The following is a 21,043-nucleotide window of genomic DNA, read 5'->3' on the forward strand; positions in this document are numbered from 1 at the left end:
GACGCTCAATTGTATGTAAATTGAAACACATCGGTTGTGGTGGATTTGTAAAACAGTCAGCCGGATTGCGCGTTAATCCTGCTCACGGCGCCTGAACTGCCCCGGCGCCAGCCCGTGGGCCTTGCGGAAACACCGGGAAAAATACGCCTCGTCGGTAAACCCGCAACGGTGCGCAATCGCGCCGATCATCTGCGGGCTGTTGAGCAGCAGCGTGCGCGCCAGTTGCATGCGCCGGTCGAGCACCAACTGGGAGAAGGGTTTGCCGGTTTCCTTGCGCAACAGGTGGGTCAGGTAGTTGGGCGACAGAAACGCCGCCGCCGCGGCATCCGTCAGGTTCAGCGACGGCTCGTGCAAATGCTCGCGGATGTAGCCTTGCACCCGGGCCAGGGCATCCTTGCGCCCACGCCGGGTGGCGTTGTTGGCGGCGAACGCCTGGAGCGGTTCGGCGTACTGTTGGCACACCAGCCCGATCAACTGGAACAGGTAACCCTTGAGCCGCTCCCGGGCGCCGAAGCTGCGGTGGGCGTCCAGGCTGCGCATGTGTTCCAGCCAGGTTTTGACTTCTTCGAAGGCCGCGTCGTCGAGGATGAAGTCCAACTGCTCCTGGAAGCGGAACGGCGACAGCTCCGGCGCCTGGCCGATGGGGATGTCTTCCAGATCCAGCGGGTCGCAGGTCAGTTGCGGCAGGAAAAAGCCCTGGCTGAAATTGATCAGCATGAAGTCGCCGTCTTCGGGATGGGGAATCACATGCAGGCGATGGGGCAGGATAAAGGCCATTGCCTTTTTCGGGAACGGGCGCACCGCGCCGCCGATGTGCTGCACGGTGTCGCCACCCAGGTTGATCTGGATCTGGAAATATTCGTGGCGATGGGGGCTGGTCAGCGCCGCCCTGCCCCGCTTGTCGCGGATGTAGAAGTCGGAGCGGTCGCTGCGTTGTTCCATGCCATAGGTGGTGATGCGGGTGCCGGGCATACACGTTTCTCGGGGGGCCTGGGCACCACTGTAGCGTCAACCCTGGCCGAGGGTGAAGCTCAGTTCGGCCAGGCCGTCGATCCCGGCGGTCACCACATCGCCCGGTTGCAAGGCGCCGACGCCCGCCGGGGTGCCGGTAAAGATCAGGTCGCCGGCCTTCAATGCCACCGATTTGGAAGCATGGCTGATCACCTCGCTGACCGACCAGATCTGGTCCGCCAGGTCGCCCACTTGGCGTTGCTCGCCGTTGACCTTGAGCCAGATACGCCCGCTGACCGGATGGCCGACGGCACTCACCGGCCGCAGCGGAGTGCAAGGTGCCGACTCATCAAAGGCCTTGGCCCATTCCCACGGCCGCGACAGCTTTTTCGCCTGGGCCTGGAGGTCGCGGCGGGTCAGGTCGATGCCCAAGCCGTAACCCCAGATATGCGCAAACGCATCTTCCGGGGCGATGTCCACGCCGCCCTTGCCGATGGCCACCACCAACTCGACTTCATGGTGCAGATCGGCGGTCAGCGGCGGATAGGCGATCACGCCCTCGGCGGGCACCACGGCATCAGCTGGCTTCATGAAAAAGAACGGCGGCTCGCGGTCGGGGTCGTGGCCCATTTCGCGGGCATGTTCGCTGTAGTTGCGCCCGACACAGAACACCCGGCGCAGCGGGAAGCGGGCGTCGTCGCCGTGGATGGCGAGGGACGGGGTTTCGTTGGGGGTGATGACGTAGCGGGTCATGGCATGTGCCTCTTCGATTACCTGGGGCCAGTATGCGGACGGGCTCCGGGGCGAAGTTGGACAGGCTTACGCAGATTTTGTACTGGGCGGTGCATCGGTCACTTTGCCGAGCGAACCCAACACTGCTAGCCTCATCGCGCTTTCAACCCCTGATCCCGCAGAAAGGACTCTGATGAACATCATTCGCGCCGTCGCCCTCTTCGCCGCCTCATTGTTCTCGATGAACACTTCAGCCAAGGCCCCGCTTCCGGGATTCCAGTTGCCCAAGGCAGATTCGGAATATGACGAGAAGGTGTTGGCGGATATCAAGAAGATCGGCTGGCACCATGTGCATGTGCGGGCTGAAGACGGTGAGCCTTCGTTCGCCTACTCCCTGGGGTTCTACGCCAACTTCGGCCAACCGGAAATCATCGTATTCGGGCTGCCCCCGCAGATTGCCCAGCAGTTGCTGAACATCGCCGCGATCCGCTTTGCCGGTGCAAAAGCCGCCTATGAAACCTACAAGCCCTATGACGATATTGCCGAAGGCATGCGCATCGCCTTCATTCCTGTAGACCGCAGGCACTACCGCGAGTACCTCGGTTATGCCGGCTGGTTCTACGCCTCGATCAAAGCTGATTTCCCTGCGTTGCAAATGGTCTGGCCGGACAAACAAGGGCGCTTTCCGTGGGAGCCCAACTACGACCAGTCGTTCTCAAGGCTCCAATTGCTGCTGGATAAATAAGGGTTATTTACGCGCCAGCTTGTAGCGCAAACAGTCCTGATAAAAACTCTGGCGAATCACCTCGGGCTTGACCCGCGAACGGCTGTCGTAGGTCTGTTCGGTGATGCCCATGGCCATCATGTGCATCCAGGGTTTCTTGAACTGGTAGGTCTTCAGCTTCTGCCGCGCGGCGTACAGCGAGACGCCCGACAGCTTCAATTCCTGGGCCCGGGCGGCGGTGCCAGCCCCCCAACTGCACATGTACTTGTCGTTGTCCCGCAGCTCCCGTGCCTCAACCGAAACCGCCCCACCCGCCAGGGAACAGGCGATCAGCATGATTCCAACATTGCGCATTTGCATCCCGCCTAACCACCTGAAAATAAAAGTGATTTTGGCGAGGATTTTGTTACAAAGGGGCCAGCAAATTGCCTTATCGGTGAATTTTCCGACCTGAAACCGAACCGAGTAACAGCGTTGCCATTCAGGCATTTTGCCACTATTGGTTGCCGATGGCCCATTGCCTGACGATAATCGCGGCGCTCTCCCACACTCACGCAAGGAAACGCCGTGAAAAAGCTTCTACTGTTGACCCCATTGCTCGCGCTGCTGTTGCAAGGCTGCGGCGTCACCATGACGCAATACGAGCCGAACTTCGATAACGTCCAGGTCCTCAAGCAGGCAGCGCCGCTGCAACCCGTCAGCAATGCCCAGGTGACGGCCGCGTCGGGCGAAGGCTCGTTGTCTGTACGTGCCAACCCGATCCGCTCGCCCAGTGGCAGCATCCCGGCGCATATCCAGGCTGCAATCACCCAGGAACTGCAACTGGCAGGCCTGCTGAACCCGCAAGCAGAACGTCATCTGCAAGTGCTGGTGGTGAAGAATTCGCTGTCGGCAGGCATGGGCTCCGGCAACGGCACCCTGGCCGCGCGGTTTACCCTGCTCAAGGGCAATGACGTGGTGTACGACGCGACCAAGGAAGTGAATCACACCTGGCCCAGTTCGTTCTTCGGGTTCATTGCGATCCCGAATGCCGCCAACGCCTACAACCCGATGGTGCGGGATTTGCTCAAGTCGCTGTACAGCGACCCGTTGTTCATCAAGGCGCTTAAGTAAGGCCTGGGCTGCGAGGATCGGCCACCCTGCCCTCGCAGCTGTTTCAAACGTTCAGTTACGTGTCACGCCCGTGGCACGCCGGCATCCAGCGCCGAATACTTCAGGTTATTACCGTCGACCATTTGCTTGAGCAGGGCATTGACCTGGCGGGTGAAGGTATCGGTCACCGCGTCTTTCGGCGTATTGGCCATCAACGGGATGAACCAGATGCCCATCCAGGTATTGATCGAGTCGTGGTTGGAGCCGGTGCTCAGTGCCTGGCCTTGTGCGTCCACCGATTCCAGCTTCATGGTGTACTGATCAGTCCCCAGCGCCGGAATGATGGTGAAGGTAAAGCCGCTGATAAAGGCCAGTACCAGTTGGCCGCCACCCGGTGGATGGTTGTAGACCTTCAGGCGCAGGCTGTAATCGCCTGGCTGCTTCTGGAATTCATCCAGGGTCACGCGACCAAACAGGCCGGAGTCAGTCAGGACTTTCTGCAGCTGTGGCTTGAGCATCTCACGCGCTTGTGGGACTTCGGCCGCGGCGGCATTTGTCGGCTCGCCCTGGTAGAACTTGAAGTCTACGTAGACGTTCGGTTTGTTGGCGTAGCTGGCCTTCGATGGCAGCGTGACGGGTGCCACTTCGTCTTTCGTGAAGCTGGCGCAGCCGCCCATCGACAACGTGATCAGGGCCAACCCCAGCATTTTTCCAATGTGCATTACGACTTCCTTAGTGAATGGAGCGTCTCCATGGCCGGAGTTGCTGGGGGCGGATGATAAAGAGTGGGCGGCGATGTTAAAAGGCCACCTCCCATAAAATACTGACGATCACTGTAGGAGCGAGCTTGCTCGCGAAAATCGTTAACGATAACGCAGCGTGTCTGGCTTAGCGCGCTGCTCTCAGGTTCTTCGCGAGCAAGCTCGCTCCTACAGTAAATGGGTGTTTACCACTGATAGGTCGCACTGGCCTGCACGGTACGCTGCGAGCCATACCAGCACCACGAGTAGGAATAGCAGGACGCGACGTACTCTTTATTCGCCAGGTTGGTGGCGTTCACTGCCAGGCGCAGGTTGTCACCCTGACGATTGATGTGCGGGATGTCGTAGTGCACCGCTGCATCGAACAAGGTGTAGCCCGGCACCTTCAGGGTGTTGGCGGTATCGCCCCAGGAAGAACCGACATAGCGCGTACCGGCGCCTACGCCGAAGCCCTTCAGCGTGCCGTCGTGCAGGGTGTAATCCGCCCAGGCCGACGCGGTATGACGCGGCACCGCGTAGGTGGTGGTGCCTTCGGCCGCAATGGCCGGGCCGACACCGATGTCGCTGATGGGCGCATAACGCACGGTGTTGTTGGATTTGCTGATGCGGTTATCCAGGTAGGCATAGGCCGCAGTGATATCCAGGTTGTCGTTCAGGCTGGCCTTGCCTTCCAGTTCAAACCCGCGGGATTGCACTTCACCGTCCTGAATCTGGCAACGCGAGCCGTTGCACAGGTGGGAAGCGTCCGGGTCCAGCGTCGGTACGTTGGTCTGGCGGAGGTCGAAAATGGCAGCCGTGATGAAGCTGTTGCTGCCCGGCGGCTGGTACTTGATGCCGATTTCCGTCTGCTTGCCCTCGGTCGGCTGGAACGTCGAACCGCCGTAGCCCGTGCCGGATTGCGGCTGGAAGGATTCCGAGTAGCTGACATACGGCGCCAGGCCGTTATCGAACAGGTAGACCAGGCCCAGGCGGCCGGTGAAGGCCTTGCTGTCCTGGGACGACTTGGTCTTTTTCTGGGTGGTCATCGCCAGGGTACTGTTGTCGGTGCTGGCCCAGTCATAACGCCCGCCCATCAACAGCACCCATTTGTCCCACTTCATCTGCTCTTGCAGGTACACCCCCGTTTGCTCGCTGCGCGAGGTGGCGTCGCTGGTGTAGGCCGGCACCGGCACGGCCGCGCCGTAGACCGGGTCGAAAATATCCAGCGTAGGCCCTGCCGTGTACACGCCGCTGCCCGACTTGGTGTCGGTGCTGGTGTTCTGGTAGTCGGCGCCCATCAGCACGGTGTGCTGCAACGGCCCGGTGTCGAATTTGGCCTGCAACTGGTTGTCGAGGGCATAGGCGTCGATGTTCACGTCGCTGGCGATGGTCGAGCGGCGGATGGTGCGGTAATCGCTCTCCAGGTAGTTGCTGTAGAGGCTGCGGTATTGCCCTTCGCTGCGCAGGTAGCGCGCATTCTGGCGCACGGTCCAGACATCGTTGAAGTGATGTTCGAAGGCGTAGCCGATGGAGTAATACTCGCGGTCGCTCTTCTCGAAGTTTTTCTCGCCGTCGTAGAAATCCACGTCGATCTTGCGCCCCGTCGGGCTGTGCAGCACCGAGCCCCAGGCTGGCATCGAGCCGTAGGACGCGCCCTTGGGGTCCTTCTGGAAGTGCCCGAGCAAGGTCAGCGAGGTATTCTCGTCCGGGCGCCAGGTGAAGGCGCTGGACAGGGACTGGCGACGGGTTTCGGTGTGCTCGATCTGCCCGTCGGCATCGTCGAACAGGCCGGCAACGCGGTAGGAATACACGCCTTGGTCGTCCAGCGGGCCACTCAAGTCAAAGGTCGTGCGCTTCTTGTTGAAGGTCCCGTACTCGACGCCGACTTCATGGAACGGCGTGTCGAGCGGGCGTTTGCTGACCATGTTGATCACGCCGCTGGGGGTGCCCTGCCCGTACAGCACCGACGCGGGCCCGCGCAGCACTTCGACGCGCTCCAGGTCGAAGGCGTCTTTTTGCGGCAAGGCATCCCGGCTCGACGGCATGCGCAGGCCGTCGAGGTAGGTCGCCGGGGTGAAGCCACGGATGGTCAACTGGTCGAGACGCGAGGCGGTGGAGCCACGGGTTTCCGGGATCACGGCAGCGCTGTAGCGCAGGATCTGGTTGAGGCTCTCGGCGTTCTGCGCGCGCATCTGGTCTTTGGTGACCACGGAGATCGACTGCGGGGTTTCGATCAGTGCGGTGTCGGTCTTGGTGCCCGACAGGCTGCGGGTGGCCACGTAGCCAGACACCGGGCCGGTGGGGCTTTCCGACTGGTATGCGCCGCTGATGGTGGTGGCCTGCAACTCCATGGCGCCATCGGTGTGCGGGATGGCTTCGAGACGGTAGCGGTCGTCGGCGATCTTCAGGGCTTGCAGGCCGCTGCCGGCCAACACTTGGGCCAGGGCGGCGTCGGTATTGTATTGCCCGTTCAGGCCATTGCTGCGTTTGCCGCGGGTCAGGCTCGAATCAAAGGCCAATACCAGGCCCGCCTGTTCGGCGAGGCTGTTGAGGGCCTGGCTCAGGTCACCGGCGGGAATGGAGAACGCAGCGCTTTCAGCCGCGTAGGACGCTTGAACGGTCAGCAGGGGTACGGCGGCAAACGCCATCGCCACTGAAAGGGTCAATGGCTGTAAAGGACGAGCAAGGCGCGACATGAGAAGTCCTGGGAAATGGGGGTTCTATTAGTCATGACGGCCATGTCGGAAAATCGGGTATGAATGAGAGCAGTTTTTATTCAGACTTTTTACAGCGGCTTGATCACCACCACCAAATCCGTGAAGTACTCCACCTTGATCGGCAGGTTATCGGCCAGTGACGCCAATGCCGCGCCGGTGTCGTCGAGCTTGAATACCCCGGACACGCGCATCCCTTGCAGCGCCTGCGGATCAAAGCGCACCAGCCCATGGCGGTAACCGGCGAGGGTTTGCAGGACCTCGCTCAGGGGCTGGTCGTCGACCTTGAGCAAACCACGGGTCCAGGCGTCCGGGTCGGCGTTGCCGATGGGTTGTGGGGTGCCGGCACGGCCGTCCTGGAGCGTGGACTTCTGCCCCGCCGGCACTTTCACGTCGCCCGCAACGGTGCCTTTGACGGCCACGGTGGACTCGATCACGGTGACCACGGTCGCGCCATCCTCGGCCTTGCGCACCAGGAACCGCGTGCCCAACGCCGTGGCCGTGCCCTGGTCGGTGTGCACCACGAACGGCCGTTGCGCGTCCTTGGCCACCTCGACCCACATCTCGCCCTGCAACAGTTCGATCACCCGTTGGTGGCCGTCAAACTTCACGTCCAGTGCCGAGTTGCTGTTGAGCTGTACCTGGCTGCCATCGGTCAGTGCCACCTGGCGCCGTTCGCCCACGCTGGTGCGTTGGTCGGCCATCCACACCGGCAGGCGCTCTATCCCGGCCCAGCCGCACAGCAACACACCCAACAGCGCGACGGCCTGGGTGCTACGGGCGGCAAACCTTGTTTTCTGTGGGGCAAATGCACGGTTCAGGGCCATGCGCGCCGGCGCGGCGGGCAACTCGTCGAGGCTGCCCCACAGGCTGCGCATGCGCTCGATGGCGACGGCATGCCGTGGATCGGCCTGGCACCATTTCTCGAAGGCCGCGCGGTCGGCCTCGGTCACGTGGTCGTCGTGCAACAACGTCAGCCAGCGGGCGGCTTCACTGATGATCTGCTCGGAACTCACGACAGCGGGTCCGCCCCGTGCAGGGTGTGATAGCAATGCACCAACGCACTGGAGATGTAGTTCTTCACGGTGCTGGAAGACACCTGCAGTTGTTCGGCGATTTCGCTGTAGGTCAGCCCGTCGAGGCGACTGAGCAGGAATGCCTCACGGGCCTTGGCGGGCAGGCCGATGAGCATTTCGGCAATGCGTTCCAGGGCCTGCAGTGCCACATGAATCGCCGCCGGGTCCGGCATGCCGGCATCTTCGCTTTGGATCGCCAGGGCTTCCATGTAGGCCTTTTCGATGCGCCGCCGACGCGCGCCATCGATCATCAAGCGCCCCGCCGTGGTGGCCAGGAAGGCGCGGGGTTCCTTGATGGTATGGGGGTCGGCCAGCAGCAGGATGCGGATAAACGCGTCGTGGGCCAGGTCGGCGGCATGTTGCGAGCAGCCGAGTTTCTTGCGCAGCCAACCGTGCAACCAGGAATGATGGTCGCTGTAGAGGGTGGTGATGGTCTGCTGGCGACGGGCTATATCACCATCAGCTACAGGAAAGTCATGCATGCGCAAAAATTTCTCAAACAAGAAAGATTACCAATTGCGCGAACGATGACAGTAAAACGAAGGGGGAGCAAGGATGGAGTGATGGGTTGCAACGAATCTGCGACTTGCTGTGCCCACCTTGAAAGCGACCAGTGCGCACGCGACACTTCTGCGACTCATACAAGGACATCACGCATGACAACCTTCGCCAACACGGTCTCCACCCGCGAGGCCTATCAACTGCTCAAGGACGTGGCATTAGAGGTTCGAACGCTGAAACCCGTCAGCTCCAGCGACGAGCAAATGGTTGTCGACATCGACGGCTGGCAGGTCACGCTGTCAACCTGCGGGACGGCTATGGAGTGCTGCCTGCGCTGTATTGCACCGGATAACAGGCAAGGTTCACTGGACACCTGGCAACGTTACGGCACCAATCCGCTCGATCTGATGAGCCTGTGGGAGCGAACGCAGCTGCAGCGCCTGGTGCATGCAGCCTTCGTTCGCTGAACGTGCCCTTTGCCAGCAATCACCCACTGCCAGCATCAAACACTTTATGGATTAACGCCAGCTCCAGGAAACCCCGGTGTAAACCCCCATGCCATCCCCCGGCGTCGACCGCGCCACATCCAGCCCCTTGTCGTCATAACCCGGCGTGACTGTGTTCGCGTAACGCCGGTTGGTCAGGTTGCGCAGGTCGACCCAGGCTTGCCAGTCGTGCTTCGGCGCGTCGTACCCGAGCGTCGCGCCGAGCAGTGTGTAGGCCGCCGCGTAGTAGGAGTTGGCGTAGTCCACCGCGACCCGCGATGAATGTTCGCCATTGAGGCTGGTGTAGAAACCGCTAGGGTGGCTGTAGCGCAATTGCGCCTGGTAGTAGTGCCTGGGGATGCCGGGCAAGGTGTTGTCGCCGAAGCGGTCGTCGTTGCGGTAGTGGAAGTCGCTGTAGGTGTAGGCCTGGCGCAGGGCGAGCTGGCCCGTGCGGCCACCGTCCCACAGCGGGCTGATCAGGCTCAGCTCCAGGCCTTGGTGCACGGTTGGGCTGGCGTTGGATTCGGCGATTATTGCGGACGTGGTGGACGTCGCGGCCTGGGTTTCGACGCTGAGCAGTTCGTGGCGCACCTCGGAGCGGTACAGCGCCAGGTCCCACTGACCGAACCACGCTTCACCGCGACCGCCGACTTCCAGGGTGGTGGCGGTCTGGTTTTTCAGCTTCACCCCTTCACGTTGCAAACCGCTGGCCGGGCCGCTGCCCACGGGGAAGTACTTGTTGGAACCCCAGATCATCGACCACGCATGGGGCGGTTCCACCGAGCGACTCAGGTTGCCGTACACCTGCAATTGGGGGCTGAAGTCGTAGCGCAGGCCAACCCTTGGCGCGTAATCCCAATCGTGCTGGCTGACGGGTGTGTGGGTCTGCGGGTAGCTGACTTCGGTTTCACGACGGGTGTAGATCGCCGCCAGCCCGGTGGTCAGCCACAGGTCCGGCAGCAGTTCCAGGTCATTGCCGATATGCAGCACGCTGTCAGAACCCAGGTAGCTGTAGTCGCGGGTCCTGGTGCCGGGCGCGTAGTCCGCCGTATTGCCGGTGGGGATCCGCACGAATTCCGAGCCGCCGTTGTTCGGCATCGCCTGGGTGGTGCGCAGGCCGAGGGTGGTCTTGCTGTCACGCCCGAACAAAGTGTCCTGGCGGATGTAATTCAGGGTGCCGCTGACGTCGGTGTAGGCAACCTTGAGACGGTTGGTGCCCTCGCGCAGGTCCATCGGATAATCGTGATACGCCAGCCCGACCTCGACCCGGGCGTTGTCGTCCAGGTGCAGGGTGGTTTTGTTGGCGATCCAGGTCGAGCCCGGTTGCGTGCGTTTCGAGTCTCGCGCCACGTTGAGGCTGGCGGCGGCGCGCGGGTCGTGGCTGATCTGGTCGCGGGTCAGTTTGCCGGGGGAATCGTTGTCGGTTTCGCGGTAGCGAAAGTAGAAGCGGGTTTCCAGGTCGGGGTTGAAGCGGTAGCCGAAGTTGGCCGCGATGCCCTTGCCGCTGCCGGCGCTGTGGTCCTGGAAACCGTCGTATTGCGAGTCGGTGAGGCTGATGTAGTAGTCGGCATCCCCCAGCACCTGGCCCGAACTGATCTCCCGCTGCGCGTAGCCATGGCTGCCGGCTTCGTAGCGTACTTGCAGCCTGGGCGCGTCGTAGCCGGTGTGGGTCACGTAATTGACTGCCCCACCCAGGGCCAATGCGCCCTGGTCAAAACCGTTGGCGCCACGCAGCACTTCAACGCGGCTGAGCCACAACGGGTCCTTGAGTTCGTAGGGCGTGCCACCCGGGCCGGTCAGTGGCAGGCCGTCGAAGGTTTCATACAGGCCGGAAGCGTGGGCGCCTGGGCCCCGGTTGATACCCGAGCCACGGATCGAAAGCTTCACCCCTTCGTTGTTTGCCGCCTTGGCATAAACACCGGCCTGGTACTTGAACACGTCCTCGTTGGTGCTCACCCGCCCCTGATCGACGCTGCCCATGTCGATGTAGTTGGTAGCGCCGGGCACGCTCTTGAGCTGGGTCTGGGCCAGTTCGTCGGCGCTGAGTTCGGCGCTGCTGACTTCGACGGGTGCCAGTTGCAATGTGTCGTCGGCCTGGGAAACCGGGCTGAAGCTCAGGGCGGCGCCAAAGCCCAGCAAGGGCCAGGCTTTTCGGGAGGTGAACGGAAACGCGGGGGGCATGGGGGTAAATCCTTGGAATTCGTTTTTGCGACGGGCTCGGTCCGGCACAAGGTCTGTGGTGGGAAGCCCGTGAAGCGCGGCGGGTCACCGTTGATGAACGCACAGGCCCCCATCGGCGTTAAGTCCAAAATAGAATTACCAAATGCAAACTCAGTATTTATGGAAATAAGCGGCACCGATTACTGTAGAGCCATTGAGTCCCCAGAGATTTACGTCATGCAAACATCCGCCACCGTCATCGATTTCACCCTCCACCGCAAACGCCGCCAGGCTCGCGCAGCGGCTGAACTGATGTGGGCGATGTATGCGGCACGGGCCGGGGTCGCGCTGTTTACCGCACACGTCACCACGTCCAGCGATACCCGCCGGACGTGAGGCGATGAATTTCCTGCACGCGATACCCGAAGTGCCCGACCTCCCCACCAAACCCAAGGACTGCAACAGCGGCGACGATGACGCCATCGGCCAGTGCGTCGCGCAGAACCTGCAGCGCCTGCGCAGTAAACGCTACCTGTCGCTGGATGCCCTGGCGCGCAACTGCGGCGTAAGTCGGGCGATGCTTGCGCAGATCGAGTCCGGGCGCAGCGTGCCGTCGATCAAGGTGCTGTGCAAGATCGCCAAAGGCTTGAAAGTGTCGGTGGCGGCGTTCCTGGAAAATCGAGCGTTCGAAGGGGTTGAGCTGCTGCCGGCGCAACAGAGCAAACGCCTGGTGAGTGCCGATGGCAGCTTCATCAGCCGGGCGCTGTTTCCCTACGATATGGCGCGCCAGTCGGAGTTCTACGAGATACGCCTGAAGGCCCTCGGCGAGGAGATTTCAGAAGGTCACGGGCCCGGCATCCAGGAAAACCTGGTGGTGGCCCAGGGCGTGCTGGAAGTCAGCGTCAACGAGGAACGCTACCTGCTGTCCACCGGTGATTCGATCCTGTTCTACGCCGACCAGCCCCACCGCTACCGCAACCCCGCAGACAGTGAGGCGGTGGCGTTCCTGGTGATCACCTACCCGGAACGCCTGGACTGAAACGCAAAAAGCCCCGGCACTCGCCGGGGCTTTTTGATTTCACGCCAAACTAATCAGCAGGTGCAGCACATCATCGGCATGCCGTTGCAGCTCATCATCATCGGCATGGCGCAGTCGTTCATCATCTTCATCATCAGCATGCAGCAGTTGTTCATCATGTCCATGCTCATGCCAGGCATCGGCATCATCTTGCAGGTCATGCAGTCGGCTTCCATCTTGCATTCCATGACGCACTTCATCATCGGCATAGGCATGCCCATCGGCATCATCATCGGCATGTTCATGGCCGACATGCTGTTCATCATCGCCATGCCGTCTTCAGACATGCACATCATCGACATGTTGGCGCACTGCATCATCATCGGCATGCCGCAGTTCATCATCATCGCCATCATTTCGGCGTTGTTCTTGAACATCGCCATGTCCATGCCCGCGGCCGGCTTCATGGTGCACATCATGGCCTCGTCGGTCATCTTGCAGGTCATGGTTGCCATCATCATCGGCATGCCCATCATCGGCATCATCGGCATCGCGTTGTTCATTGGCATCTGCATGGCGTTCATCATCTTCGAAACTCCGTAATCGACAGGAAATGAGTAAGTTCTGGGGCCGATTCTAGAGAGGCCGCACAACGGCGCAAGACGCTGGCCCAGCAGCAGGAATAGACGCTGCATGGGGATTTCCCGGGGCGCGGCAGCGGATAATTCCGCGATGACAGATGCTTTGGCGTGATCACGCCGGCCGGCTCCGCTATCAGGGTCAAACCGGCGCGATGGATATGCGATTGGGGAATGGCCCCCAATCAGAAGGAAATAAACGATCTAACCGCGGTAGAAATACCCGCTCATTCGGCGAAGAAGCGGTTCGCCGGACGCGGCAGCCCGAGGTTTTCCCGCAGGGTAGAGCCTTCGTACTCGCGCCGGAAGATCCCGCGCCCTTGCAACTCGGGCACCACCCTGGCCACAAAGTCATCGAGCCCGCCCGGCAGCCACGGGAACATGATGTTGAAGCCATCGCTGCCCTCTTCTTCCAGCCACTGCTGCATCTCATCGGCAATACTGTGGGCGGTGCCGACAAACGAGAGACCTGCATAACCGCCAAGACGCTGGGCCAATTGGCGCACCGTCAACTGTTCGCGATCAGCCAGCGCCAGTACCCGTTCGCGGGAGCTCTGGCTGGCGTTGGTTTGGGGAATCGCCGGGAGGTATTGGTCGGGATCAAACTTCGTCGCGTCGGTACCCAGCGCGATCGACAGCGAGGCAATCGCACTTTCGTAATGCACCAGGCTGTCGAGATGCGCACGAATCCGCCGCGCATCTTCCAGCGTATCGCCGACCACCACAAACGCCCCGGGCAAGATCTTCAGATGGTCGGGATGCCGCCCCACCGCCAGCATCCGGCGCTTGATATCGGCATAGAATTTACGCCCTTCCTCGAGCGTGCCGGGCGCCACGAAAATCACCTCGGCGGTTTCTGCCGCCAATTGCCGGCCCGGCTCCGAGGCGCCGGCCTGCACGATCACCGGCCAGCCCTGCACCGGGCGGGCAATGTGCAGCGGGCCGCGCACATTGAGGTAGCGGCCCTGGTGATTGAGGGTGTGCAGCTTGTCGGGGTCGAAGTACACACCGCTGTCGGCATCGCGGATGAAGGCATCATCGGCCCAACTGTCCCAGAGCCCGGTGACCACATCGTAGAACTCCCGCGCACGGGCGTAGCGCTCGTCGTGGGCATAGGCCTGCTCCAGACCGAAATTCTGCGCCGCATCCGGGTTGGCAGTGGTGACGATATTCCAGCCGGCGCGGCCGTTGCTCAAATGATCCAGGGACGCAAAGCGCCGGGCAATGTGGAACGGTTCGTCGTAGGTGGTCGAGGCCGTGGCTACCAGGCCGATGTGCTCGGTGGCCTGGCTCAGGGCCGACAATAAGGTGAACGGTTCGAAGGAGGTGGCGGTGTGGCTGCGCTTCAACGCGTCGATGGGCATGTTGAGCAGGGCCAGGTGGTCGGCCATGAAGAACGCATCGAAACGCGCTTTCTCCAGGGTCTGGGCAAACTGCTTGAGGTGCGTGAAGTTGAAGTTGGCGTCACGGTAAGCGCCGGGATAGCGCCAGGCGCCGGTGTGGATGCTGACCGGACGCATGAACGCGCCCAGCTTCAGTTGGCGTTGAGTGGTCATGGAAAGCCCCTGATCGAGAGGGGCCCAGCATCGGATGGGCGAACGGCGTCTGTCTAATAACCAAAGGATCTGGCTTATGCCTGCGCGGATCGGCTGTTGTAGTCCGCCAGAAATTCTTCGGAGGCGACATGGTCTGCCATGCCCCGCAGCTGCGCGGCCGAATCCTGCCCCAGCACCTCCTCTACCCGGTTATTGGCGGCCGCCCAGTACACCAGCGCCTCACTGAACAGCGCTTCGCCCTTGGGCGTGAGCACGCAGCGTTTGGTGCGCTTGTCCAGGGCATCCGGGCGCAGCTCGACAATCCCGTCGCGCACCAGCGGCTTCATCGCATGGGTCAGCGCCGACATCAGGATCGCCAGGCGTCCGGCCAGCTCCTGCAACGTCGGCCCTGCCTGCTCATCCACCGCCGCCCACCGGGCGATTTCACCCAGCAAGCCGACCTGCGTAGCCTTCAGGCCAATCGGCGCCAGCGCTTCGTCATACAGTTGGCCCAGCCGCCGGGCGGCACGGCGCAGTGCGTTGTTGGTGCACGCCACGTCCCCCAGCAGGCTCAAAAGGTCGGCACGGGCATCAGGCTTGTCAGTCTTGTGTGTTGGCATTTTCAGATCCTCCATGCCGGTAGAATGATTGAGTACTAAACCATTGACAAGGACAAACGCCAAGCCTATAACTTGAGCCCTCAACAATATTGGTTGAGTACTCATCTATTGGAGCCGTTCATGTCGATCCCTGCTTCCACAAAAATTGCCCTGATCACGGGTGCTTCTTCAGGTATTGGCGCCGTGTATGCCGACCGATTGGCAGCCCGTGGCTACGACTTGATCCTGGTCGCCCGTCGTGAAGACCGCCTCGAAGCCCTGGCGGCGAAGATCACTCAAGCCTACGGGCGCGAGGTCCAGACCATCGGCGCCGACCTGGTAAACCCCGCGGACCTGGCCCGTGTTGAAAGCCTGCTCGCCGGCAACCCGGCGATCCAGGTGCTGGTGAATAACGCCGGCCTGGCCCGCCTGCATCCGCTGGCTCAATCCTCGGTCGAGGATTCCACGACCCAGATCGCCCTGAACATCACCGCCCTCACCCGCCTGACCCACGCGGCGCTGCCGGGCATGCTGGTGCGCAATGAAGGTTTGATCATCAACGTGGCATCGGTGTTGGGCGTGCACTCGCTGCCGGTCAGCTCGGTGTACAGCGGCACCAAGAGCTATGTCCTGGCATTCAGCCGTGGCTTGCAATCGGAACTGGCGGAAACCGGGGTGAAGGTGCAGATCGTGTTGCCGGCAGCCACCGCTACCGAGATCTGGGACGCGTCGGGCATTCCGCTTTCCGCCCTGCAACAGGAGTCGGTCATGACCACCGAAAACCTGGTGGACGCGGCACTGGCCGGGCTGGATCAGGGTGAGACGATCACCTGGCCGTCGGTGGCCGATGGTTCGTTGTGGGAGACCTATGATGCGGCGCGTGGTGCGTTGTTTGCGGCCACGCAAACAGGCAAGCCGGCGCCCCGGTATGGGATTGTCTGAGGCGCCAGCCGGCTTTATTGAATACCGATGGAAATGCGCCGCACAGTCTGCTCCTCACGGGGCAGGCTGATGTCGCCTTCGTAGGTGCACTCGCGGCCGGTGCAGCTGTTTTCCACGGTCACCGGCGCAAGGCTTTTGACCGGAAAGCGCGGTTTGGGCTCAGCCTGCGGCGTGAGCGGTACAGCGCTGAGGACAGGTGCCTCGTAGGTCAGGTCCAGGCTGGACGCGTGGGCCTGGGTGGCCAGAACGGCGAGCAGTGCGCTCGCCATGACAGTCCTTGTAAACAACATCGAAATCTTTCCGGGCAGCAAAAAATGAAGGGGCAATGATAAACCCTTGAGCTGCCGGGTTGAAGTCAACGTGCCTGGACGGCAGGTTCCAGCACCAATACGTTGGAGGGGCCCGCACGGAATGTCGGGTTGTGCTTCGCGGCTTCCAGCATGTGCGGCGCTGCGTGGTGATCCTTGAGCGCCGCCTTTGAAGCCCACGTCTCGATCAACACAAAACTGTCGCTGTTGCCCTCGACCGGATGCAGGTCGTACTGGATACAACCGGCTTCGGCCCGGACCAGCGGAGCGAGCCCGGCAAAGGACGCCAACTGGTCCGCACCCCGGCCAGGCTGGGTATTGATGATGACGACAAGCCGCACTTCATCGGACATAAACAGCACCGTTATCGATAAGGAAATTGAGGCGCCACAGTAAGGGATGCCATTCTCTGGCGCTATGAAAAATCTATCAGTAAGCTACTTTCACTGATTGGATTGAGTCAGCACTCAAGCCCTCCCCCTTTTCTGCACCCGGCGATAACCACGTGATCGAAGTAACCGAAGTTTCCATTGCCCAGCTGCGCACTGCGCTCGAATCCGGCCAGACCACGGCGGTTGAACTGGTCGAGGCTTACCTCGCCAGGATCGACGCCTACGACGCCCCCACGACTGCCACCGCGCTCAACGCGGTGGTGGTGCGCAACCCGCAAGCGCTGGAGGAAGCCCGGGCATCCGACGCACGCCGGGCCAGCGGCACAACCCTGGGCCCGCTCGACGGCATTCCCTACACAGCCAAGGACAGCTACCTGGTCAAGGGCCTCACCGCCGCTTCCGGCAGCCCGGCTTTCGCGAACCTGGTTGCCTACCGCGATGCGTTCACCATCGAGCGACTGCGGGCAACAGGCGCCATTTGCCTGGGCAAGACCAACATGCCGCCGATGGCCAACGGCGGCATGCAGCGCGGCGTATATGGCCGGGCCGAGAGCCCGTACAACGCCGACTACCTCACCGCACCGTTCGCCTCGGGCTCCTCCAACGGCGCCGGCACGGCCACTGCGGCGAGCTTCGCGGCGTTTGGCCTGGCGGAAGAAACCTGGTCCAGCGGGCGCGGCCCGGCGTCCAACAATGGCCTGTGTGCCTACACCCCGTCCCGTGGCGTGATCTCGGTGCGCGGCAACTGGCCGCTGACCCCGACCATGGACGTGGTCGTGCCTTACGCCCGGACCATGGCCGACCTGCTTGAAGTGCTCGACGTCGTGGTCGCAGAAGACCCCGACACACGCGGCGACCTGTGGCGGATGCAACCCTGGGTGCCAATCCCCGGCGTCGCCTCGGTACGCCCGCAGTCCTACGCAGACCTGGCCGCGACCGGCGATGCACTCGCCGGCAAACGCTTCGGCGTGCCGCGCATGTACATCAACGCCGACCCCGAGGCAGGCACCAGCGACGCCCCGGGAATCGGCGGCCCTACTGGCCAGCCAATCAAAACCCGGGCCTCGGTGATCGAGCTCTGGGAAGCTGCGCGCAAGGCACTTGAAGCCGCCGGCGCAGAAGTGGTCGAGGTGGATTTCCCGCTGGTCTCCAATTGCGAAGGCGATCGCCCGGGCGCACCGAAAGTGTTTACCCGAGGCCTGGTCTCCAAGGAATTCCTCCACGATGAATTGTGGGAACTGTCGGCCTGGGCGTTCGATGATTTCCTGCGGGCCAACGGCGACCCTGCGCTGAACCGCCTGGCGGATGTCGACGGCCCGAAGATCTTCCCCCACGACCCCGGCACCCTGCCCAACCGCGAAGACGACCTGGCCGCCGGCATGGACGAATACGTGCGCATGGCCGAGCGCGGCATCACGCCGTGGGACAGGATCAGCACCGTGCCCGACGGCCTGCGCGGCCTGGAACAGACACGACGCATCGACCTTGAAGACTGGATGGATAACCTGGGGCTGGATGCGGTGATTTTTCCGACAGTTGCCGACGTAGGTCCGGCGGATGCGGATGTGAATCCCGCGTCGGCGGATATCGCCTGGAGCAACGGAGTGTGGGTCGCCAACGGCAACCTCGCCATCCGCCATTTGGGCGTGCCGACAGTGACGGTGCCCATGGGCGTCATGGCCGACATCGGCATGCCGGTGGGGCTGACATTTGCCGGCCGGGCGTATGACGATTCGGCGCTGCTGCGATTGGCATCGGCCTATGAGTCGACGGGCAGCAAGCGCCTGGTGCCGCCGCGCACGCCGGCGCTGGTGGCTCGTCAGGACTGATTGATTTCGCTGCTGATCTTGCGCATCAACCGATCGGCTTCCGACCCGGGTTCAAATCGAAAGCCACGCATCTCATCGAGGAGCAGGCAATCGCTGATGGCCTCCCAAAGTTGCTCCTGGGTCGGCTTGTTGCGCAACAGTATGTATGAAAGCAGCAGGCGTTCGATGGGAACGCCTCGAATACAGGCCGTTTCAATGATTGCCAGCAGGATAAAGCGCAGTCGAACTTCCCGCTCCGTGGGCCAAACCGTTTTTCGCTTACCCAATGCCGGGCCTCAGTGTCAGGAAAAGCGTGAGGCTATGGCCCAGAGGGGTGGCGTTTCAAGCGCTGCAAGGGGAGAAAGCCCTGCTCCTACACAAAACAGGGAAAAAGCCCACGAAATCACCCCGCAGATCAACAGCCTTTCACACACGCTTGCCCATCAACGGATCACTGATGCTATGCGCTCCCGTCTCGATTCGCCCCGCCACCCGCCGCACCCAACCATGCTCGTCACGTAGCTTGAAGTCATACCAGCCTCCATTGGGCTGGCAGGAGAACGTGCGCTGCACACGACCGCCGCCCGCAATCTCGAGCAGCCACGGCCCCTGCCTGGTGTAAGGGCAACGCTCGATGGTGATTGAGGCCGCACGCTTGCCAGGGTTGACCAGGGTCAGCAGCAAGGTGTCACCGTGATACGCCAGGGATAACTCCGGCTCGCGACGCTGCAGGTGCCCCTTGAACGAACGGTGGAACCCATTCGGTCCCAACAGCCAAAGCTTGTAGGCACCCGCCACTTGCCAGGTGTCACTGAGGTGCTTGCCGGCTTCCACCGTGTAGCGGCGCGGTACCTCGTCCAGGTGCAGGCGGTCGTAGACGTGGAAGACCACGCCCTGTTCGCCATTGTTGAAGAAGTCCAGGCTCACCGAACTGGCGCGACGGTCAACCGAGCCTTCAACGTTCAACTGGTACGGCAGCGCCCGGGATGGCCGCGCCATTCGCGCCTGGAACGGTGCCTGTTGCTGGCCCACCGTCGGCAGGGCGACCTGGGGCAGTTGCTCCTGGCGTTGACGCAGGGAGTCGGCGGCCTGGCGGCTGATAGTGTGCAGCGGCGGCAGGGTCTCGGTGTTGGGGTTGACGAAGTTGAAGGCCGAGGTGAGGTCGCCGCACACCGCCCGGCGCCAGGCGCTGATATTGGGTTCGCGCACGTGGAAACGCTTCTCCAGAAATTGCAGCACGGAGGTGTGATCAAACGCCTGGGAATTGACCCAGCCACCACGGCTCCACGGCGACAGCACCAGCATCGGCACTCGCGGCCCGGGGCCGTACACCCCGCCGTCCGGCGCGGGTTGCTGGCTAGAGCCGGGCGGTGCCGGGTGGGTGAAGATCTCGCTGTCGAACTTCACCGTGGACTTGCCGGCAAAGCTGCCATCCAGGCGCTTGGACGGGGCTGACGGCGACGGCACGTGGTCGAAGAAACCGTCGTTTTCATCGTAGTTGACCAGCAGCACCGTCTTGCTCCACACGTCCGGGTTGGCGGTCAGTGCCTTGAGGATTTCCTGGGTGAACCAGCCGCCTTGCACCGGGCTGGAAGGCCCGGGGTGTTCGGAGTAATCGGCCGGCGCCACCAGCCAACTCACCTGTGGCAGGCGCCCGTCGTTCACGTCCTTGCGAAAGCCCTGGATGATCGATTCCAGGTCGCTGCCGCTGACCGCCGGCAGGGTGTTGCCATTGCCTTTGTACAACGGCACGCGGGCGTTCAGTTGATCGCTGTAGGGCACAAAATCCTTGAAGTCTTTCGGTGGCACGGCGGGGTTGCCGGCCGCGACGCTGGCCGCACGAAACTGGCGAAACCCGGCCAAGGGGTTGTCGCCAAAGTTATCCGGCAGGTACTGGTAAACCTTCCAGCTCACACCCGCTTCTTCCAGGCGCTCGGGATAGGTTTTCCAGGTGTAGCCCACGCCCACCGCACCGGGGCCGTCCCATTCGTTGACCACCGCCGCCACATTTGCACCGGTCGGGCCGTTGGTGCCGGTCCAGTGGAACAGCCGATTGGGATTGGTACCTGCGTGTACCGAACAGTGGTAGGCGTCGCACAGGGTAAAGGTGTTGGCCAGGGCGAACTGGAACGGCACTTCCTGCTCACGGTAGTAACCCATCGAGGTGGGTGTCTTGAACGTTGGCCAGGCGTTCATCCGGCCGCTGCTCCAGGCGGCGTGCTCGTCGACCCAGGAATGCGGCGTGCCGCTGACCCGCTGCGCGTTGCCACGGGAGCTGTCCAGGTGATAGGGCAGGATCCGCCGCCCAACGCCCTGCTGCTCCCACACCCGGTGCCCGCCCGGCAGTGGAATGGTGAAGCGGTCACTGAACCCGCGCACACCCGGCAAGGTGCCGAAGTAGTGATCGAAGGAGCGGTTTTCCTGCATCAGGATCACCACATGTTCGACGTCCATCAGGGTGCCGGTGCGGTTGTTGGCGGGGATCGCCAGGGCCTGGCGAATGGAGTCGGGCAACAGGGTGTAGGCGGATCCGATGGCAGCTGCTTGCAACAACGTTCTGCGTGTAAGAGTCGGCATAAGACGATTCAATCCCTTGAAGTTCTGGAGCGAGGCTCAGGACAAAATAGG

22 protein-coding genes are annotated in these 21,043 nt (G+C 62.2%); 8 read left to right on the forward strand and 14 right to left on the reverse strand.

Going from position 1 to position 21,043, the window contains the following annotated elements; translation table 11 throughout:
* Window positions 1–72 precede the first annotated feature (72 nt).
* Complete coding sequence (locus tag A462_RS13635) at window positions 73–972, reverse strand: helix-turn-helix transcriptional regulator (RefSeq protein WP_008435984.1); 900 nt, start codon at window positions 970–972, stop codon at window positions 73–75.
* Window positions 973–1,008: 36 nt separating this feature from the next.
* On the reverse strand, window positions 1,009–1,704 hold the full coding sequence (locus tag A462_RS13630) for a fumarylacetoacetate hydrolase family protein (RefSeq protein ID WP_008435986.1): 696 nt from the start codon (window positions 1,702–1,704) through the stop codon (window positions 1,009–1,011).
* 172 nt (window positions 1,705–1,876) lie between these two features.
* On the opposite strand from A462_RS13630, the gene A462_RS13625 reads away from it, so the two are divergent.
* Window positions 1,877–2,428 carry a DUF4262 domain-containing protein gene (locus A462_RS13625; RefSeq protein ID WP_003219697.1) on the forward strand — a complete coding sequence of 184 codons (552 nt, stop codon included), beginning with the start codon at window positions 1,877–1,879 and terminating at the stop codon, window positions 2,426–2,428.
* 3 nt (window positions 2,429–2,431) lie between these two features.
* On the opposite strand, the gene A462_RS13620 is transcribed toward A462_RS13625, so the two are convergent.
* Complete coding sequence (locus tag A462_RS13620) at window positions 2,432–2,761, reverse strand: hypothetical protein (protein ID WP_023658946.1); 330 nt, start codon at window positions 2,759–2,761, stop codon at window positions 2,432–2,434.
* A gap of 213 nt (window positions 2,762–2,974) precedes the next feature.
* Between A462_RS13620 and A462_RS13615 the strand changes: the two genes are divergently transcribed.
* The gene (locus A462_RS13615; protein ID WP_003219695.1) at window positions 2,975–3,520 is read left to right on the forward strand and encodes a hypothetical protein; all 546 of its coding nucleotides are present in this window, start codon (window positions 2,975–2,977) and stop codon (window positions 3,518–3,520) included.
* A 62-nt stretch (window positions 3,521–3,582) separates the two neighbouring features.
* On the opposite strand, the gene A462_RS13610 is transcribed toward A462_RS13615, so the two are convergent.
* From A462_RS13610 to A462_RS13595, 4 genes are all read right to left on the reverse strand, one after another.
* Complete coding sequence (locus tag A462_RS13610) at window positions 3,583–4,221, reverse strand: hypothetical protein (RefSeq protein WP_003219694.1); 639 nt, start codon at window positions 4,219–4,221, stop codon at window positions 3,583–3,585.
* 224 nt (window positions 4,222–4,445) lie between these two features.
* On the reverse strand, window positions 4,446–6,935 hold the full coding sequence (locus tag A462_RS13605; RefSeq protein WP_032899465.1) for a TonB-dependent siderophore receptor: 2,490 nt from the start codon (window positions 6,933–6,935) through the stop codon (window positions 4,446–4,448).
* Between the two features lie 89 nt (window positions 6,936–7,024).
* On the reverse strand, window positions 7,025–7,969 hold the full coding sequence (locus A462_RS13600) for a FecR family protein (protein WP_008435992.1): 945 nt from the start codon (window positions 7,967–7,969) through the stop codon (window positions 7,025–7,027).
* Window positions 7,966–8,511 (reverse strand): sigma-70 family RNA polymerase sigma factor, encoded by a 546-nt coding sequence (locus A462_RS13595; protein WP_003219688.1) that lies wholly within the window; start codon window positions 8,509–8,511, stop codon window positions 7,966–7,968. The genes A462_RS13600 and A462_RS13595 overlap by 4 nt, the downstream gene beginning before the upstream one ends.
* Window positions 8,512–8,685: 174 nt before the next feature.
* On the opposite strand from A462_RS13595, the gene A462_RS13590 reads away from it, so the two are divergent.
* On the forward strand, window positions 8,686–8,997 hold the full coding sequence (locus A462_RS13590) for a DUF7693 family protein (protein WP_008435994.1): 312 nt from the start codon (window positions 8,686–8,688) through the stop codon (window positions 8,995–8,997).
* Between the two features lie 51 nt (window positions 8,998–9,048).
* On the opposite strand, the gene A462_RS13585 is transcribed toward A462_RS13590, so the two are convergent.
* Complete coding sequence (locus A462_RS13585) at window positions 9,049–11,196, reverse strand: TonB-dependent receptor family protein (RefSeq protein WP_008435995.1); 2,148 nt, start codon at window positions 11,194–11,196, stop codon at window positions 9,049–9,051.
* A gap of 216 nt (window positions 11,197–11,412) precedes the next feature.
* Between A462_RS13585 and A462_RS34645 the strand changes: the two genes are divergently transcribed.
* Genes A462_RS34645 through A462_RS34650 form a run of 3 tightly spaced genes read left to right on the forward strand, consistent with a single transcriptional unit; the run spans window position 11,413 to window position 12,796 of the window.
* Window positions 11,413–11,571 (forward strand): hypothetical protein, encoded by a 159-nt coding sequence (locus tag A462_RS34645; protein ID WP_177325576.1) that lies wholly within the window; start codon window positions 11,413–11,415, stop codon window positions 11,569–11,571.
* A 4-nt stretch (window positions 11,572–11,575) separates the two neighbouring features.
* On the forward strand, window positions 11,576–12,214 hold the full coding sequence (locus tag A462_RS13575) for a helix-turn-helix domain-containing protein (protein WP_008436005.1): 639 nt from the start codon (window positions 11,576–11,578) through the stop codon (window positions 12,212–12,214).
* Window positions 12,215–12,274: 60 nt separating this feature from the next.
* Window positions 12,275–12,796, forward strand: a complete 522-nt coding sequence (locus A462_RS34650) for a hypothetical protein (RefSeq protein ID WP_008436008.1) — start codon at window positions 12,275–12,277, stop codon at window positions 12,794–12,796.
* Window positions 12,797–13,058: 262 nt separating this feature from the next.
* On the opposite strand, the gene A462_RS13565 is transcribed toward A462_RS34650, so the two are convergent.
* Both A462_RS13565 and A462_RS13560 read right to left on the reverse strand, forming a co-directional pair.
* Window positions 13,059–14,387: an LLM class flavin-dependent oxidoreductase gene (locus tag A462_RS13565; RefSeq protein WP_003219678.1), complete on the reverse strand. Its 1,329-nt coding sequence runs from the start codon at window positions 14,385–14,387 to the stop codon at window positions 13,059–13,061.
* Between the two features lie 74 nt (window positions 14,388–14,461).
* Window positions 14,462–14,986: a MarR family winged helix-turn-helix transcriptional regulator gene (locus A462_RS13560; protein ID WP_008436010.1), complete on the reverse strand. Its 525-nt coding sequence runs from the start codon at window positions 14,984–14,986 to the stop codon at window positions 14,462–14,464.
* A gap of 120 nt (window positions 14,987–15,106) precedes the next feature.
* Between A462_RS13560 and A462_RS13555 the strand changes: the two genes are divergently transcribed.
* A complete protein-coding gene (locus tag A462_RS13555; protein ID WP_008436011.1) occupies window positions 15,107–15,907 on the forward strand; it encodes an SDR family NAD(P)-dependent oxidoreductase in 801 nt (266 codons plus the stop codon).
* A 14-nt stretch (window positions 15,908–15,921) separates the two neighbouring features.
* Here A462_RS13555 and A462_RS13550 read toward each other — a convergent pair whose 3' ends face one another.
* Entirely contained in the window at window positions 15,922–16,176 is a 255-nt protein-coding gene (locus A462_RS13550) for a hypothetical protein (RefSeq protein WP_003219674.1), read from the reverse strand.
* 86 nt (window positions 16,177–16,262) lie between these two features.
* A complete protein-coding gene (locus tag A462_RS13545; RefSeq protein WP_008436012.1) occupies window positions 16,263–16,568 on the reverse strand; it encodes a putative quinol monooxygenase in 306 nt (101 codons plus the stop codon).
* A gap of 152 nt (window positions 16,569–16,720) precedes the next feature.
* Here A462_RS13545 and A462_RS13540 point away from each other — a divergent pair, with 152 nt between their 5' ends.
* Entirely contained in the window at window positions 16,721–18,436 is a 1,716-nt protein-coding gene (locus A462_RS13540; RefSeq protein ID WP_008436013.1) for an amidase, read from the forward strand.
* On the opposite strand, the gene A462_RS13535 is transcribed toward A462_RS13540, so the two are convergent.
* A complete protein-coding gene (locus A462_RS13535) occupies window positions 18,427–18,702 on the reverse strand; it encodes a hypothetical protein (protein ID WP_008436022.1) in 276 nt (91 codons plus the stop codon). The two genes, A462_RS13540 and A462_RS13535, sit on opposite strands and share 10 nt — an antisense overlap.
* Window positions 18,703–18,841: 139 nt before the next feature.
* Complete coding sequence (locus A462_RS13530) at window positions 18,842–20,992, reverse strand: phosphocholine-specific phospholipase C (protein WP_032899467.1); 2,151 nt, start codon at window positions 20,990–20,992, stop codon at window positions 18,842–18,844.
* Window positions 20,993–21,043 lie beyond the last annotated feature (51 nt).

The organism is Pseudomonas sp. Ag1, assembly GCF_000278565.1.
Taxonomy (GTDB): domain Bacteria; phylum Pseudomonadota; class Gammaproteobacteria; order Pseudomonadales; family Pseudomonadaceae; genus Aquipseudomonas.

Bases quoted from the DNA above. Each gene is read 5' to 3' on its own strand.
- A462_RS13630 (WP_008435986.1), bottom strand. From the start codon at position 1,704: ATGACCCGCTACGTCATCACCCCCAACGAAACCCCGTCCCTCGCCATC.
- A462_RS13555 (WP_008436011.1), top strand. From the start codon at position 15,107: ATGTCGATCCCTGCTTCCACAAAAATTGCCCTGATCACGGGTGCTTCT.
- A462_RS13605 (WP_032899465.1), bottom strand. From the start codon at position 6,935: ATGTCGCGCCTTGCTCGTCCTTTACAGCCATTGACCCTTTCAGTGGCG.
- A462_RS13530 (WP_032899467.1), bottom strand. From the start codon at position 20,992: ATGCCGACTCTTACACGCAGAACGTTGTTGCAAGCAGCTGCCATCGGA.
- A462_RS13585 (WP_008435995.1), bottom strand. From the start codon at position 11,196: ATGCCCCCCGCGTTTCCGTTCACCTCCCGAAAAGCCTGGCCCTTGCTG.
- A462_RS13620 (WP_023658946.1), bottom strand. From the start codon at position 2,761: ATGCGCAATGTTGGAATCATGCTGATCGCCTGTTCCCTGGCGGGTGGG.
- A462_RS13575 (WP_008436005.1), top strand. From the start codon at position 11,576: ATGAATTTCCTGCACGCGATACCCGAAGTGCCCGACCTCCCCACCAAA.
- A462_RS34645 (WP_177325576.1), top strand. From the start codon at position 11,413: ATGCAAACATCCGCCACCGTCATCGATTTCACCCTCCACCGCAAACGC.
- A462_RS13565 (WP_003219678.1), bottom strand. From the start codon at position 14,387: ATGACCACTCAACGCCAACTGAAGCTGGGCGCGTTCATGCGTCCGGTC.
- A462_RS13625 (WP_003219697.1), top strand. From the start codon at position 1,877: ATGAACATCATTCGCGCCGTCGCCCTCTTCGCCGCCTCATTGTTCTCG.
- A462_RS13590 (WP_008435994.1), top strand. From the start codon at position 8,686: ATGACAACCTTCGCCAACACGGTCTCCACCCGCGAGGCCTATCAACTG.
- A462_RS13635 (WP_008435984.1), bottom strand. From the start codon at position 972: ATGCCCGGCACCCGCATCACCACCTATGGCATGGAACAACGCAGCGAC.
- A462_RS13550 (WP_003219674.1), bottom strand. From the start codon at position 16,176: ATGGCGAGCGCACTGCTCGCCGTTCTGGCCACCCAGGCCCACGCGTCC.
- A462_RS13545 (WP_008436012.1), bottom strand. From the start codon at position 16,568: ATGTCCGATGAAGTGCGGCTTGTCGTCATCATCAATACCCAGCCTGGC.
- A462_RS13610 (WP_003219694.1), bottom strand. From the start codon at position 4,221: ATGCACATTGGAAAAATGCTGGGGTTGGCCCTGATCACGTTGTCGATG.
- A462_RS13595 (WP_003219688.1), bottom strand. From the start codon at position 8,511: ATGCATGACTTTCCTGTAGCTGATGGTGATATAGCCCGTCGCCAGCAG.
- A462_RS13560 (WP_008436010.1), bottom strand. From the start codon at position 14,986: ATGCCAACACACAAGACTGACAAGCCTGATGCCCGTGCCGACCTTTTG.